Here is a 14,153-nt window from a genome sequence, read left to right on the forward strand (position 1 = left end):
AGGCCTGCGCTATGCGCACTGCGATTTCAGGAGCACCTTGTCGGGCTTGCCGTTGCTGTTCATCGGCAGAGCGCTCAAGACGTGTATCTTCTCGGGCACGTGAATCGGGGACAGCGCCTCAGCAATTCTCTCGCGGATGCTTTCCACTTCCACGACCTCAGCCGGATCGCATTCGATTGCGGCGTGGACATGCTCGCTTCCATCCTCGTCTCGCACGCCGTAGACGGCGGCGTGCCGGACACCTGGATGGGCAAGAATTTCCGCCTCGAGAACTATGGGATGAACCTTGACGCCACCGACCTTGATGACGTGGGCCACCCGGCCCAGGAGAGTCAGATACCCTCGCTCGTCGAGACAGCCGATGTCTCCGGTGAAATACCAGCCGTCACGAAGAACTCGTGCAGTCAATTCCGGATCGCCGTTGTAGCCGTCCATCATCTGAGGTGAGCGGACGCGAACCTCGCCGATTTCCCCCGCCGCCAGCTGCGCACCCGAATCCGAGTTGCAGACGACGACCTCCACCTCGGGGAACGGCCGGCCGACCGTGGCCGCGAGATCCGGGTCGCCGTGTTCCGCAGGTGTGAGGATCGTGATCCGGCCGCTCTCACTCGTGGCATACCCCTGCGCCAGCGCGGGGCCGAAAAGCCGAAAAGCCTGTGCGATCCTGGCGGGTGCCGCGGGGCTGCCGCCGTAGACAATCCGCTTCAGCGAAGACAGGCCCGCGGCTTCCAGAGCGTCACTGTCACGGATTCCTCGCTCGAGCAGATGGTCGATGAGCTGGAACACGTGATTTGTCGCCATGAACGTCCACGAGACATCCTTCTCCGCGGAGACGGTGTCCACGAATTTCTCGGCATCGAAGCTCTCATGCAGATGGAGTGCTCCGCCCAGGGCGAAGACCGCGTCCGCCATCGTGGCAACGCCATGGCTCAGAGGGGTCGACACCAGGATCGACGCACAGTCGTATTCACGGCCGACCCCCATCCACGCGCGCATGGTGGCTTCCCATGCGCGGCCCGACAACCGGATGCCTTTGGGCCGGCCCGTGCTGCCGCTCGTGAAGCCGATGAAGGCCAGCGCGTCCGGATCCCATGACACGGCGTCCGGGGTATCGGCGACATCGGCCCGGCCGGCCCCATCGCGTTCCCCATGCCGAAGCCGCGTCACCGGGATCCCGCTGCCGTCAGCGAGTTCCGCCGCGCGCTCCGCGTTCTCGGCGTCGACGTAGACGGTCATGGCTTCGGTGTCGCGCAGGATCTGTATCTGGTGATCCAGCGGAAGGACCGTCTGCCTGGTACCGGGATTAGTGGTCCGCAGATAGCACACGGCGCCGCCGAGCAGGTGTGCCGCGTACCGCACGGTGAGCATCTCAGGGCTGTTGGGTGCGACCAGAATCGCCACCACGTCTCCCTTGCCCACTCCGCGGTCACGCAACGCAAGGAACGTTTCGGTCACGGACCGGACCAGGTCACCACCGGAGAAGGCTTCGCCACGCCAATGGACGACATCTCGATCCGGCGCTGCTGCGAGCAGGGAGAGGATCTCCGAGGCATAACTTTGATTTGCGCTCCACCAATGCTCGGGCAGGCTCATGGGACCTTCCTTTTACTTTGCCAACCATAACGACGTCATCCAATTGGGCGGTTCAATCTTCGCCATGCAACTGAAGTAAGCGATAGATCGTTCGACTGACTACAACGGAGCGTCGGAAGGCATCCTGATCGGGGTAGCCGTTCGGTGCGCGCCGAACGGCTACCCCGGGCGTCGGCGTTGAACTGGAGTCCGCCACTGACGTCGGACGGCCGCGGACCGGGCCGGCAGGCAGGCAGGCGGCCGGTGCCTCGCTGTGGTCGCCGGCGACCGGTGGCCGGCTCCGCGCCGCGTCCCGATCGTCCGTTCCTTCGGTTCTCGGGCAGTCATGTCGCGTTCGTGGTGAACAGACGGCGCGCGTTGCGGGTGGTGAGGTCCCGCCAGGTGTCGGTGGCGGACGGCTGTGCGGCCGAGTCGACGGACCCGGCCTGGGCGAGGGCCGCGTCGGCGGGGGTCCAGCAGTAGTCACTGCCGTACAGGAGACGTCCGGTGCCGAACGCCGCGTCGAGGGCCGGGATCTGGCGCGGGAAGGGCGTTCCGGCCATGTCGTACCAGAGGCGACCCAGCTGTTCCACGACGCCCGGTGCGTCCCCGGTGTCACCACCCAGCAGGGTGCGGAACAGTTCCATGCGGTCGGCGAGCAGCGGCAGCACTCCCCCGCCGTGGGTCAGGACCCAGCGAATACGCGGATGACGGGTGAGGACGCCGCGGAAGAGCAGGTCGCTCGCGGCGCGGGCGGTGTCGAAGAGGAACTCCAGCATCGGCCGCGGCCGGTTCGGGGAAAGGACTTCGGCGTGGGGCGGTGAGGTGGGGTGGACGAAGACGACGGCGCCGCGGCGGCCGAGGTCCTCCCACAGCGGTTCGAGCCGGGGGTCACCGAGGTAGAGGCCGTGGTGGTTGGTCTTCACCGCCACTCCGTCCGCACCAAGCCGGTCGAGCGCGTGGGCGGCCTCGGCGAGCGAGCCCTCGACGTCGGGCAGCGGCAGGGAGGCGAAGTGCCCGAACCGCCGCGGATGCTCGGTGCGGACCCGGGCGCCGAACGCGTTGACCTCCCGTGCGAGGGCGCGGGCCGCGCCGTCGTCCCCGAAGTGCACACCCGGCGAGGACACCGACAGGTAGGACTTCTCGATCCCCGAGCGCTCCATCAGATCGAGGTGCTGGTCGGCGGTCCACGTGGGCCAGCCGGGCATTCCGTCGGGATGCTCGATGCCGGCGGACCGAGCCGCGGCGACGTAGCCGTCGGTGACGAAGTGGGCGTGGACGTCGATGAGTCCGGTCGAGGTCATGCGGGGCTCCTGGGTCGCGGGTCCGTACGGGTGCCACCGCAGGAAGGGGGGCCGTACGTTGGCATGGGTGATCCCGGTGAAGGAAACGGCCGGTTCCGAAGGTGGTGCTCCGCCGCGGCGCGGAGGCCGTCCCGCCGAGGGGCAACCGGTCATCGACCAGGCGTTCGCCCTGATCAGCGCGTTCGACAGTGATCGCCGCGCGCTGTCCCCCGCCGACCTCGCACGGCGCAGCGGCATACCCCGCAGCAGCGCGCTGCGGCTCGCCCGGCCGCTCGTCCACGTGGGTGCGCCGGAACGTCTCGACGACGGCCGCTTCGTCGTGGGGCTGTGGTTGCCGGAGACCGCTTCCCTCGAGTGGTTCAAGCGGCTTGCGGGCATCACCGAGTGCCGGCTCGCCGACATGGACGCGAACGGCGTCACCATGCAGGTGCTGTCCCTCACCCCGCCCGGGGCGCAGATGCAGCCCGGCACGGCCATCGCCGTGCGGGACGCGCAGGTCGCCGACGACGCGCCGGCCGCGACCGCCTGGGACATCCGCGTCCTCACCAGGCTCTGGCGGGCAGGAGAACGCTGCATCCGCCGCATCGGCTTCGGCCGGCTCGACTCCCGGTCCCGCCGAGCACGAGCGGCGCGGCAAGGCCCACAGGGATCTCGTGGCGGCCTTCCGCACCCGCGACCCCGCCGCGGTCGCCGCCGCGGTCGCCGCCGCGGTCGCCGTCGGGCAGCTCCTCGCCCGCAACGAGAGGACCGCCCTTTCGGCCCTCTCCTGAACGCGGCAGCTCCCGGTGGTGTCCGTACGACGGGAACCGTCGGTCAGCGGGCGACGGGCGCCTCGGAGGGGCCGCCGGGCCGCTCGGTGGCGGACGGACGCCGGACCGACCGCAGCGACCCGATCAGGACCGCGCCGAGGAGGGCCGGAACCACGAAGGCGTAGAAGCCCGCCTTGGACGAACTGATCAGCACGGTGACGGCGGCCAGATAGCTGGGGCCGACGATGGCGCCGACGCGCCCCACACCGAGGCTGAAGCCGAGCGCGGTGCCGCGCAGCCGCGCCGGGTGGGCGCGCGCCACGGAGATGTTGACGAGCGCCTGGGTGCCGAGTGCCCCGAAACCGGCGACGGCGGAGGCGACGAGGAGCAGGGGGCGGGGCTGCGGCGTACTCAGGGTGATCATGGCGACTGCGGCCAGGAGGAAGCCGACGATCGTGGCGGCCTTGAGGAACCCGCGGTCGGCGACCAGGGCGGCCCCCACGGTGCCGATGACGGCGCCGACGTTGAAGGCGATGGAGAACTCCAGCGAGGAGCCGAGGTCGTAGCCGGAGTCGACCATCAGCGTGGGCAGCCAGGTGCTGGCGCCGTAGACGATGGTGAGCCCGGCGAACGTGGCCGCCCAGAACAGCAGGGTGGAGCGGCGGCGGTGCGGGGCGAGCAGCTGGCGCAGCCGGTTGGCAGAGCCCTCCGGCTGCGCTCCGGACGGGGTGGCCTCGGGCGGAGTCTGCGCCGGGTGGTCCTGCACCACGGCGGGGACCAGGCGCCACACCACGGGGATCAGGGCCAGGGGAATGCCCCCGAAGAGGAAGAGCGTGCGGAAGTCCCCCTCCGGCAGCAGGGTCCGGCCGACGACCCCGGTGAGGATCCCCCCGATGGCCAGCCCCGTCGTGGCGGTGCCCACCTGGAGGGAGTGGCGAGCGGGTGTGGCCGCTTCGCTGACGTACGCGGTGACGAGGGGGATCAGGGCGCCGATGCCCATGCCGGTGAGGAACCGTGTCGCCGCGAACGGCGTGAGGTCCCCGGCCAGGGCGCTCAGCAGCATGCTCACGGACAGCCAGGTCAGGCCGACGACCATGGGAAGGCGGCGGCCGTAGAGATCGCCGGCCCAGCCGGCGGCGATGGAGCCCAGGGGCATGCCGAGCGCGGTGAGACTGCCCAGCAGTCCCAGCGTCGACTTGGTGACGTCCCAGTCGGGATGGGCCAGAAGGGAGGGGCCGACCGCACCCAGGACGAAGAGGTCGTACCCCTCGATGCACAGGATGACGAGCCCGAGGGCCACCGCGGGGCCGGGGCGAGCCCCGGTACCGGATGTGCCAGGAGTGGATTTCATGTCCGTACTCCTCATGGGGAACTGCGCGAGCGGAGAGGCCACGGTGGGGCCGAAGACGGCGGGGAGAGGCGATCGGACCGGTCGCGGGGCTGCCCGCCGGCGCCCGGCCGCGCTCGGTGGGGTGGCCGACGGCGAGACCGGAATCGGGGCGTTCGTCCGTGGAGAAGGCGTCTCCGCCGTGGGCACGGGGTGCCGCGGCGGGGCGTCGCTCGGGAGGACGTGCCCGGTGGCGCCGACGGGGCGTGGCACACGGGGCGCTGGATCGCCGAGACGGGTCGCCGGGCGTCACGGGCGTCCCACGGCGCAGGCGCGGTGGGGCGGGGTGCCCCGTCCCACCGCGGTCATGCCGCGGGGGACCGGCGGTGATGCCGGGGCTCGCCACCGCCGCGCGTCAGTGCCTGCGTCAGGCCGGGATCGACCGCGTGCGGCCGCGGCACCTCCTCGCCGGCACGGCCGCCGGGGCCCTCACCGAGTGCGGCGCGGGCGTGGCCGTGAGCGATGCCGCCGCCGGCAGCGGGGACGGGCCCGGTCGGCAGCCGGAGCACTGAGCGGCCCAGAACCTCCGCGGCCGGACGTCCGGGAGGTTCTTCCGCGGCGCGGGACCAGCCGATCACGACACCGCGGCGGCCGACCAGTGCGGCCGCAGCACCGGTGGGCGGGTCATCACCCTCCGCACCACTCGCCCTCATGGCACCGTCACCGCCTCTCGCACCGGGCCGGTGATCCCATGATGTCCCGATGCCCCACCCCGCGCCTTCCAGCGGCGGCGCCCCGTGGGCCGATGCCCTGCCGATCGAACCCGGCATCTTCCACGGCGACTGGAACTACACCCTGGCACCGGTCGCACCCCGGCCCCCCGAGCCGGCACGGAGCCGACAACGGATCGGTCCCGCCCTGACCGCGATGCTCAGCGACCCGGCCCTGACCGGCATGCCCCGTCCCGCCTTCGATCACCTGGTCGCCATCTCGGAACCGTACTGGGACGTCCTGGCCGAGGCGGCATTCCAACGACGCTTCCACCGCCCCCGCAGCTACCTCGACCCGCAGACCAGCAGCCTCGACCACTACCACCGCCCACTGACCGCCCTGTCACGCCGCCGCAGAGCCCTCACCAGCACACTTCTGGCCCAGCTCCTGAATGTCGGCCGCACCGACCTGTCCCACCAGTTCCAGGACGGCCACCGCCTCCTGGACCTGCACCGCATCGCGGTCACTCCGCTGCCCGGAGCCCCTGCCCGCACCCTCGCCCAACTACGGGCTCGCCCACCGTCACGCGACGACACCTGCACAGATCGACTCTGACAGTTGTTCAGACACAGGCCCCCGGCCGCACGGAGAATCCCCCAGAGGGGGTACCCCAGCCGGAGCGGACAGCTTCGGAGACGCCGGGGAGCAGGGACCGAAGGCCCGCGCCAGGGGATGGCCGCGTCACCGGGCGGGCGCGGCAGCGATCTCGAGGTCCTTGGTTCAAGGCCCACGTTTTCGCAGGTCAGCGCACCCTTCCTCGCGGCTTCAAGGGCGCGTTCGGCAGCTCCGGCGCGGGCAGTGGAGCCCCGTCGTACCCCTGTACCTCACCGAAACGTGACCCCTTCGTCCAGTCCTCGCGGGCCCGTACGATCTCCTCATGTGACCGGCCGATGAAGTTCCACCACATGACGATCTCCTCCGGGAACGGAGGTCCCCCCAGGAGCACCAGTCGCGCCGGTTCCGCCGCCCGGTTGGTCAGGGTGAGGGTGGTGCGGCCGGGGGCCGCGTATCCGAGTTCGGCCGGTTTCAGCGGCGTGCCGGCGAGGAGGACGTCGCCGCTGTCGACGAGGACGCCGTGTTCGAAGCCGGGGTCCACGTCGAGGGTCACGCCGGCGCCCGGGTGGAGGGTGAGTTCCGCGCCGAGCAGCGGGGTGAAGGTGCGCACGGGTGAGGTGTCACCGGCGAGGGTGCCCAGGAAGACGCGCGCCTCACCGCCGTCCAGTACGACCGGTGCGGGGGCGTGGTGCTGGAAGTCCCGGCCCGTGTCGCGGTGTTCCTCGGGCAGGGCCACCCACAGCTGTACGCCGTGCAGGGTCGTGGTGCGGGGGGTGGAGACCTCGGAGTGGCAGATGCCGGAGCCGCCCGTCATGAGGTTCAGTTCGCCGGGCCGGACGAAGGCGTGGACACCGTGGCTGTCGCGGTGTTCGATCTCACCGCTGAACAGCCAGCTCACCGTCTGCAGACCGGTGTGCGGGTGCGGCGGCACCCGCATGCCCCCGGAGGCGGTCACGTCGTCGGGGCCGTAGTGGTCGGCGAAGCACCAGGCTCCGATGAGCGTCCGGGCCCGCTGCGGCAGGGTCCGGCGCACCCGCATGGCCCGGGGGCGGCCGAGGGGTACGTCCCTGGGGGTGATGACCTCGATGCCCGGCGGGGGTGGGCCGCCGGCCGCCGTGCCGCAGAGGGTCTCCGTCGGGTGCGATTCCGTGTTGCTCATGCGGTGGTGCCTCCACGCCCCATGAAAGTTTCATTTTCAACTTCTAGGGTGATGATAAGCCCGATGTCCGGCACTCGCGCGGGGAAGGCCGTGGGCGGGGCGAGGCCGGGCGTCAGTGCCGGGTCCCCGGGGGTGGGCCGGGACGGTGACGGGTGACGGGTCGTCGTCGGGGACGGCGCGGCGCGGGCCGGCCGGCGAGGTCGAGCACTCCGGTCCGGCGCATCGCCTCGGCCACGGCGGTCTCGTCCTGCGCGGACCACTGCCTCAGCAGCCGCTGGTGGGGGTAGCGTCCGCGGGCCACCAGGTCGCCCACCGTGATGCCGCCGGGTGCGGTCGAGGACTGCGGCAGCAGTCCGAGCCGGCGGGCGACCTCGCGGGTGCGGTAGGAGGCGATGGCGGCTCCGTCGAGGTGGACCGTTCCCGCCTTGGGCCGGAGCATCCGGGCCAGCGCCTTCAGGAGGGTGGACTTGCCGCAGGCGTTCGGTCCGACGATCACCGTGAAGGAGTGGTCGGGGATGTCGACGCCGAGGCCGGTGGCGACGGTCCGCCGGTCGTAGCGGAAGGTCAGGTTCTCGGCCCGCAACCGGGGCGCCGAGGGGGGTGTTCTCGTCATGCTCGGCTCCTTCGCGACTCGGTGACCAGCAGCCAGATGAGGTACAGCCCGCCGATGGTGCCGGTCGCCGCGCCCACCGGGAGGAGGGTGCCGGTGAAGAGGCGCTGTACGGCGAGATCGCTCGCGGTGAGCAGGACGGCGCCCGTCAGGGCGGTGGACACCAGGGCGGGAGCGGAGGACCGGGTCAGTCTCCGGGCCACCTGGGGGGCGGCCAGGGCGATGAACCAGATGGGGCCGGCGACCGCGGTGGCGAACGCGGCCAGGGCGACGCAGACCACCAGCAGCGCGGTGCGGGTGCGGGCCACACCGACGCCGAGCGCCGTCGCCGTGAGGTCTCCCATCTCCACCACGGACAGCCGTCGGGCGAGCACGAAGGCGACCGGGAGGAGCACGACGACGGCGACACCGATGGCGTTGGCCTGGATCCAGCCGCGGTTGTTCAGGCTGCCGAGGAGCCATGCCTGGGCCTCCAGCGCCTCCTGGAAGGTGGCCCTGGTGATCAGGTACGAGTTGACGGCCAGCAGCAGCGCGCTCACCCCGATGCCGACGACCACCAGCCGGAACCCCCGCAGCCCCCGGCCCGCGATGAGCAGCGTCACGGCGGCGGCGGTCGCGAGACCTCCGATCAGCGCGCCGATCGCGATCTGGGTCATGCTGCCGTGCAGCACGATGATGACGGTCAGGGCACCGACGGCCGAGCCGTTGGTGAAGCCGATGACGTCGGGGCTGCCGAGTGCGTTGCCGGTAAGGCTCTGCAGGATCGCGCCACTGACGGCGAGGGCGGCGCCGACGCACACCGCGGTGACCAGGCGGGGCATGCGCAGGGTGTTGACGATGAAGTCGGCGCCCGGGGACCCGCCATCGGTGAGCGCCTGGACGACCTCGGTCACGGACAGCTCGAAGTCCCCCGTGGTCAGGCTGATGCCCAGGACCGCGACGAGCACGACGAGCAGCACGGTGCTCACGGCCACGGACCGGACCGGGATCCGCAGCGAGAGCCGGTCTCCCCCGGCGCGTACGACCAGTCCGCCGACGACGCGGGGCCTCGGGGTGCCGTCGGCGGCCGGGGACTTCGCCGGTTCGGCGGCGGGCACGTCCGCCCGGCGTGCGGGGCTCACAGCATGACCAGTTTCCGGCGGCGGCACAGCGCGATGAACAGCGGGGCGCCCAGGAACGCGGTGACGATCCCGACCTGGACCTCGCCCGGGGCCCCGAGCACCCGGCCCAGGACGTCGGCTCCGAGCAGCAGGACGGGCGCGAGCAGCATCGAGTAGGCCATCACCCACCGCTGGTCGGGGCCGGCGACGAACCGGGCGGCATGCGGGACCGCCAGGCCGACGAAGCCGATCGGCCCGGCGGCGGCGGTGGCGGCACCGCACAGCAGCATCACGGCGACGGCGCCGAGCACCCGCGTACGGACCACGTGGACGCCGAGGGCGCGGCCCAACTGGTCGCCCATGGCGAGCGCGTTGAGCGCGGGGGCGAGGGCGAGGGCGAGCAGCGCGCCGACGACGACGAACGGCAGGACGGCCTGGAGGACGTCGAAGGTCCGGCCGGCGAGCGAGCCGGCGGTCCAGAACCGGAACTGGTCGAAGGCGCGTGGACGCAGCAGCAGCACCGCCGAGTTGAAGGCGTACAGCACCGCCGTGACGGCCGCACCGGCGACGACGAGGCGGTCGGGGGTGGCCACCGCCCGCCCGGCGGAGCCCAGCAGGTAGACCACCAGCGTCGCCAGGACCGCGCCGAGGAGCGCGAACCACACCTGGCCCAGCACCGAGCCGACGCCCAGGAACGCGATGCACACGACCACCGCGGTGGAGGCGCCCAGGTTCACGCCGAGCAGCCCGGGATCGGCGAGCGGGTTGCGCGTCATCGCCTGCATCAGCGCGCCGGAGAGTCCGAGGGCCGTGCCGACGGCGAGCCCCAGGAGCGTACGGGGGATGCGGTAGTCGTGGACGATGACCGAGGCCTCGGAGCCGTCGGGGTGCCACAGCAGTGTCCACGTCGAGGCGAACGGGATGCCCCGGGTCCCCACCCAGACGCTGACCAGTCCGACGAGAACGAGCGCGGCGAGGGCGAGGAGGAGGCCGAGCGCGCGGAGCGCGACGGTCGTGCGCCGTGCGTCCGGCGCGACCGCGGCGGGGGGCTGTCGCGTGGACACCGCCCGGGTTCCGACCGTCAACGACAACTCCCCCCGGCGGTGGTTCGCGAGACCGGCACGGTGTGGGTGCGGGACGCGTGCGCGACCGGCGAGTGCAGCTCAGGCGAGGCTAACCGAAGGTGAAGCCGGTGGTCAACGCGCCGTTGTGTAGCGGGCGTTGGTGTACGTGGCACCTGGGCGCGCCCACCGCGCGCTGTACCTGGGCCGACGTATTCGGAGTAGCCTTGCCCGACCGACCGACCACCGCGGAGGTACCGCACATGCCGGCTGGAGGACCGACCGGGGGGCACGTCCTCCGTGGCGCGATCAGGGGCCGGCGGCGCGGGGTCCTCGCGGCGTCGCTCCTCGGCATGGGGCACCAGACGTGCGAGGCCCTGGTCCCGGTGGTCGTGGGTGTGATCATCGACGAGGCGGTGGCCAAGGGCTCGTCCGGCACCCTGCTGCGTCTGCTGGTGCTGCTCGGCGTCGTCTTCCTGGTCCTGTCCACGTGTTACCGCGTGGGCGCCCGGATCACGGAGGCCGCGGGCGAACAGGCCACGCACCGGCTGCGGCTGGACCTCGGCGCCCGGGTGCTCGACCCGCGCGGGGGCGCCGACGCCGACCGGCTCCCGGGCGCGCTGACCAGCGTCGCCACCCATGACGCCCGGCGCGTGGGCGCAGCGGTGACCGTCCTGTCGTACGGCGCCTCGGCGATCGCCGCGCTCGTGGTCAGCGCGGTGGCCCTGCTGCGGATCTCGGTGCCGCTCGGCCTGCTCGTCCTGCTCGGCATCCCGCCCCTGCTGTGGCTGGGCCACCGCATCAGCGGGCCGCTGGAGCGGCGCAGCGAGACCGAGCAGGAGCGGGCCGCGCACGCTTCGGGTGTCGCCGCCGACCTCGTCATGGGCCTGCGCGTACTCAAGGGGATGGGAGCCGAGGCGGCGGCCGTGTCCCGTTACCGGCGGACCAGTCAGGACTCGCTGGCCGCGGCGCTGCGCGCCGCCCGGAGCCGGGCCGGGCACGAGGGCGCGGTGCTCGCGCTGACCGGTGTCTTCATCGCGGTCATCGCGGTGGTGGGCGCCTACCTGGCGATGCGCGGCAGCATCAGCGTCGGCGAACTCGTGGCGGCGGTGGGGCTCGCGCAGTTCCTGCTCGGGCCGTTCCAGCTCCTCACCTTCGTCAACGCCGAGTTCGCCCAGGGCCGCGCCTCGGCCCGCCGGATCGCCGAGGTGCTGGCCGCGCCCGCCGCGGTGGAACCGGGCGGGGCCGCGCCGCCCGACCCCGTCGAGGGGCGGCTCAGGCTGCGCGGGGTCGCGCTCGGCGCGCTGCGGGGCGTCGACCTCGATCTCGCCCCGGGGCGTCTCACCGGCGTGGTGGCCGCGGACCCGGCCGCGGCACACGACCTGCTGCGGTGTCTGGCCCGGGAGTCGGACCCCGCCGAGGGCGTGATCGAACTCGACGGGGTGCCCCTGACGGGTCTGGACCCCGACGAGGTCCGCCGCGCCGTCCTGGTGGCCCCGCACGACGCGGACCTGTTCGAGACCAGTCTGCTGGACAACGTGCGCGGCGGGGCGGACACGGCGGCGGCCTCGGTGGATCCGGCGCTCGTCGCCTCGGCGGCCGACGAGGTCGCCCGGCTGCTGCCCGACGGCGCGGACACCGTCCTCGCGGAGCGCGGCCGTTCCCTCTCCGGCGGCCAGCGGCAGCGTGTCGCGCTCGCCCGGGCGCTCGCCGCCGACCGGCCCGTCCTCGTCCTGCACGATCCGACCACCGCGGTGGACACGGTCACCGAGTCGCGGATCGCCGCCCGGCTGCGGGACCTGCGGCGGGGCCGCACCACGGTCCTGGTCACCACCAGCCCCGCGCTGCTCGCGGTGACCGACCGGGTGGTGGTGCTCGACGGGGGCACGGTGACCGCCGACGGGCGGCACGCCGAACTCGTCGCCGCCGACCCGGCCTACCGTGCGACGGTCCTGGCATGACCTCGACGAACGTCACCGGGAGCCGTGCCGATGAGCCGACCGACGACGCGCCGATCGAGGAGACGATGAGCCCCACCGGCCCCGTGGACCGTGCCCTGCTCCCGACCGCCACCGGCGGCGAGACGCTGGCCGCCCTCCGTCCGATGCTGCGCGGCCACCGTCCGGCGACGGCGGCGGCGGTGGGTGTGCTGGTCGCCGGGACGGGCGTCGGCCTGCTGACGGCGCCCCTGCTCGGGCACGTCGTCGACCTGGTGGTGGAGCGGCGCGGCACGGACGCGCTGATCGTGCCGATGGTCCTGCTCGTCACGGTGGCCGTGGTGCGCGGCGCCGCCACGGCGGTCGGCAGCGCGCTCGTCGCCCGGCTGGGCGAGACCGTGCTCGCCGCGCTGCGCGAGCGGTTCGTCGAACGGGCGCTGGGGCTGCCGCTCGAGCGGGTCGAGGAGGCGGGCTCGGGCGACCTGGTCTCCCGGGTGACGGACGACGTCACCATGATCGCCAAGTCGGTGCGGCAGGCCCTGCCGGAGTTCTCGCGCTCCGCCGTCACCATCGTGCTGACCCTGGTGGGCCTCGCCGTCCTGGACTGGCGGTTCCTGCTCGCCGCGCTGTGGGCGGTCCCCGTACAGGTGGCGGCCGTGCGCTGGTACCTGCGCCGGGCCGCTCCGGTGTACGCCGAGCACCGGGTGGCCACGGGCGCGCTCCAGCATCAGCTGCTCGACAGCATCGGGGGTGTCCGCACCGTCCGCGCGTTCCGGCTGAACGGGCACCACCTGGACCTCGTGGAGCGGCGTTCGCGGTCGGCGCTCGACCTGGCGCTGCGCGGGATCCACGTCGTCACCGGGTTCTTCTCCCGGCTCAACCTCGCCGAGTTCATCGGCCTGACCTCGGTCCTGGTCACCGGCTTCGTGCTGGTCGACAACGGATCGGTGAGCATCGGGACGGCGACCGCGGCCGCGCTGTACTTCCACAGTCTGTTCAACCCGGTCAACGCGGCGCTGTTCCTCCTCGACGACGTGCAGTCCGCGGGCGCGAGCCTCGCCCGGCTGGTCGGGGTGTCCGACCTGGCCGTGGCGCCGGAGCCGGACGGGCGGGCGGTGCCGGTGGACGGCTCGGTGAAGGTCTCCTCGCTCGACCACGCCTACGTGCCGGGGCATCCGGTGCTGCGGGAGGTCGACCTGGAGGTGGGCGGCGGGGAGCGGGTCGCGCTGGTCGGTTCCAGCGGGGCCGGCAAGACGACGCTGGCGAAGCTGATCGCGGGCGTGCACCGGCCGGCCCGCGGGTCGATCACGCTGGGCGGGGTCGACACCGGTGAGCTGGGTCCCGCCGGGGTCCGCCGGGCGGTGACGCTCATCAGCCAGGAGGTCCATGTCTTCGCCGGTCCGCTGGCCGAGGATCTGCGGCTGGCCCGGCCGGACGCGGGTGAGGAGGAGCTGCGGGCCGCGCTGGACACGGTGGGCGCCCTGGAGTGGGCCGAGGCGCTGCCGGACGGCCTGGACACGGTCGTCGGCGAGGGCGGGCACCGGCTGACGGCGACCCAGGCCCAGCATCTGGCGCTGGCCCGGCTGGTCCTGGCCGACCCGCCGGTCGCCATCCTGGACGAGGCGACGGCGGACGCGGGCAGCGCGGGCGCGCGCGTGCTGGAGACGGCGGCGTCGAAGGCCCTGGAGGGGCGCACGGGCCTGCTGGTGGCGCACCGCCTGCCCCAGGCCGCGACCGCCGACCGGATCGTGGTCCTGGACCGGGGCCGGGTGGTCGAGACCGGCGCGCACGAGGAGTTGGTGGCGGCGGGCGGGCACTACGCCGCCCTGTGGGCGGCCTGGTCGGACAGCCGCCCGGGGAAGGCCGCGCCGGTGGAGGGCGACGAGGCGTAGGGCCCGTCGGCCGGCTCCCGGTCCGGGGCGGCGGGGAGCGCGGCGCGAGCGGACCCGGGCGGTCCCGTGCGGCCCGTACGGGCTCGAGGTCTCGCAACCGCCTGTCGCGGCGATGC

10 protein-coding genes and 2 pseudogenes are annotated in these 14,153 nt (G+C 73.0%); 5 read left to right on the top strand and 7 right to left on the bottom strand.

Annotated elements, in window-relative coordinates; all coding sequences use genetic code 11:
* Positions 1–9: 9 nt before the first annotated feature.
* Both ACF07S_RS25840 and ACF07S_RS25845 read right to left on the bottom strand, forming a co-directional pair.
* On the bottom strand, positions 10–1,593 hold the full coding sequence (locus ACF07S_RS25840) for a class I adenylate-forming enzyme family protein (protein ID WP_391965921.1): 1,584 nt from the start codon (positions 1,591–1,593) through the stop codon (positions 10–12).
* A 323-nt stretch (positions 1,594–1,916) separates the two neighbouring features.
* Positions 1,917–2,876 (bottom strand): amidohydrolase family protein, encoded by a 960-nt coding sequence (locus ACF07S_RS25845; protein WP_391975219.1) that lies wholly within the window; start codon positions 2,874–2,876, stop codon positions 1,917–1,919.
* Here ACF07S_RS25845 and ACF07S_RS25850 point away from each other — a divergent pair.
* Positions 2,875–3,150: pseudogene (locus ACF07S_RS25850) on the top strand (helix-turn-helix domain-containing protein); the annotation flags it as partial. The gene ACF07S_RS25845 and the pseudogene ACF07S_RS25850 overlap by 2 nt on opposite strands.
* Before the next feature lie 539 nt (positions 3,151–3,689).
* Here ACF07S_RS25850 and ACF07S_RS25855 read toward each other — a convergent pair.
* Positions 3,690–4,976 (bottom strand): MFS transporter, encoded by a 1,287-nt coding sequence (locus tag ACF07S_RS25855; protein WP_391975220.1) that lies wholly within the window; start codon positions 4,974–4,976, stop codon positions 3,690–3,692.
* A gap of 365 nt (positions 4,977–5,341) precedes the next feature.
* Here ACF07S_RS25855 and ACF07S_RS25860 point away from each other — a divergent pair, with 365 nt between their 5' ends.
* Positions 5,342–5,524, top strand: a complete 183-nt coding sequence (locus ACF07S_RS25860) for a hypothetical protein (protein WP_391975221.1) — start codon at positions 5,342–5,344, stop codon at positions 5,522–5,524.
* A 190-nt stretch (positions 5,525–5,714) separates the two neighbouring features.
* Positions 5,715–6,278, top strand: a complete 564-nt coding sequence (locus ACF07S_RS25865; protein WP_391965917.1) for a hypothetical protein — start codon at positions 5,715–5,717, stop codon at positions 6,276–6,278.
* 187 nt (positions 6,279–6,465) lie between these two features.
* On the opposite strand, the gene ACF07S_RS25870 is transcribed toward ACF07S_RS25865, so the two are convergent.
* The 4 genes and pseudogenes from ACF07S_RS25870 to ACF07S_RS25885 form a co-directional block, all read right to left on the bottom strand.
* Positions 6,466–7,437 carry a pirin family protein gene (locus ACF07S_RS25870; protein ID WP_391975222.1) on the bottom strand — a complete coding sequence of 324 codons (972 nt, stop codon included), beginning with the start codon at positions 7,435–7,437 and terminating at the stop codon, positions 6,466–6,468.
* 187 nt (positions 7,438–7,624) lie between these two features.
* A pseudogene (locus ACF07S_RS25875) lies at positions 7,625–8,050 on the bottom strand (ABC transporter ATP-binding protein); the annotation flags it as partial.
* The gene (locus tag ACF07S_RS25880; RefSeq protein WP_391975223.1) at positions 8,047–9,168 is read right to left on the bottom strand and encodes a FecCD family ABC transporter permease; all 1,122 of its coding nucleotides are present in this window, start codon (positions 9,166–9,168) and stop codon (positions 8,047–8,049) included. The pseudogene ACF07S_RS25875 and the gene ACF07S_RS25880, both read right to left, overlap by 4 nt.
* Positions 9,165–10,232, bottom strand: coding sequence for a FecCD family ABC transporter permease (locus ACF07S_RS25885; RefSeq protein ID WP_391965914.1), 1,068 nt, complete (start codon positions 10,230–10,232; stop codon positions 9,165–9,167). The genes ACF07S_RS25880 and ACF07S_RS25885 overlap by 4 nt, the downstream gene beginning before the upstream one ends.
* Before the next feature lie 239 nt (positions 10,233–10,471).
* On the opposite strand from ACF07S_RS25885, the gene ACF07S_RS25890 reads away from it, so the two are divergent.
* Complete coding sequence (locus tag ACF07S_RS25890; protein WP_391965913.1) at positions 10,472–12,169, top strand: ABC transporter ATP-binding protein; 1,698 nt, start codon at positions 10,472–10,474, stop codon at positions 12,167–12,169.
* Complete coding sequence (locus tag ACF07S_RS25895) at positions 12,166–14,037, top strand: ABC transporter ATP-binding protein (protein ID WP_391965912.1); 1,872 nt, start codon at positions 12,166–12,168, stop codon at positions 14,035–14,037. Before ACF07S_RS25890 ends, ACF07S_RS25895 begins: the two co-directional genes overlap by 4 nt.
* Positions 14,038–14,153 lie beyond the last annotated feature (116 nt).

Origin of the sequence: Streptomyces sp. NPDC016640, assembly GCF_043076215.1 — a bacterium.
Taxonomy (GTDB): Bacteria; Actinomycetota; Actinomycetes; order Streptomycetales; family Streptomycetaceae; genus Streptomyces.

Bases quoted from the DNA above. Each gene is read 5' to 3' on its own strand.
- ACF07S_RS25840 (WP_391965921.1), bottom strand. From the start codon at position 1,593: ATGAGCCTGCCCGAGCATTGGTGGAGCGCAAATCAAAGTTATGCCTCG.
- ACF07S_RS25845 (WP_391975219.1), bottom strand. From the start codon at position 2,876: ATGACCTCGACCGGACTCATCGACGTCCACGCCCACTTCGTCACCGAC.
- ACF07S_RS25855 (WP_391975220.1), bottom strand. From the start codon at position 4,976: ATGAAATCCACTCCTGGCACATCCGGTACCGGGGCTCGCCCCGGCCCC.
- ACF07S_RS25860 (WP_391975221.1), top strand. From the start codon at position 5,342: ATGCCGGGGCTCGCCACCGCCGCGCGTCAGTGCCTGCGTCAGGCCGGG.
- ACF07S_RS25865 (WP_391965917.1), top strand. From the start codon at position 5,715: ATGCCCCACCCCGCGCCTTCCAGCGGCGGCGCCCCGTGGGCCGATGCC.
- ACF07S_RS25870 (WP_391975222.1), bottom strand. From the start codon at position 7,437: ATGAGCAACACGGAATCGCACCCGACGGAGACCCTCTGCGGCACGGCG.
- ACF07S_RS25890 (WP_391965913.1), top strand. From the start codon at position 10,472: ATGCCGGCTGGAGGACCGACCGGGGGGCACGTCCTCCGTGGCGCGATC.
- ACF07S_RS25895 (WP_391965912.1), top strand. From the start codon at position 12,166: ATGACCTCGACGAACGTCACCGGGAGCCGTGCCGATGAGCCGACCGAC.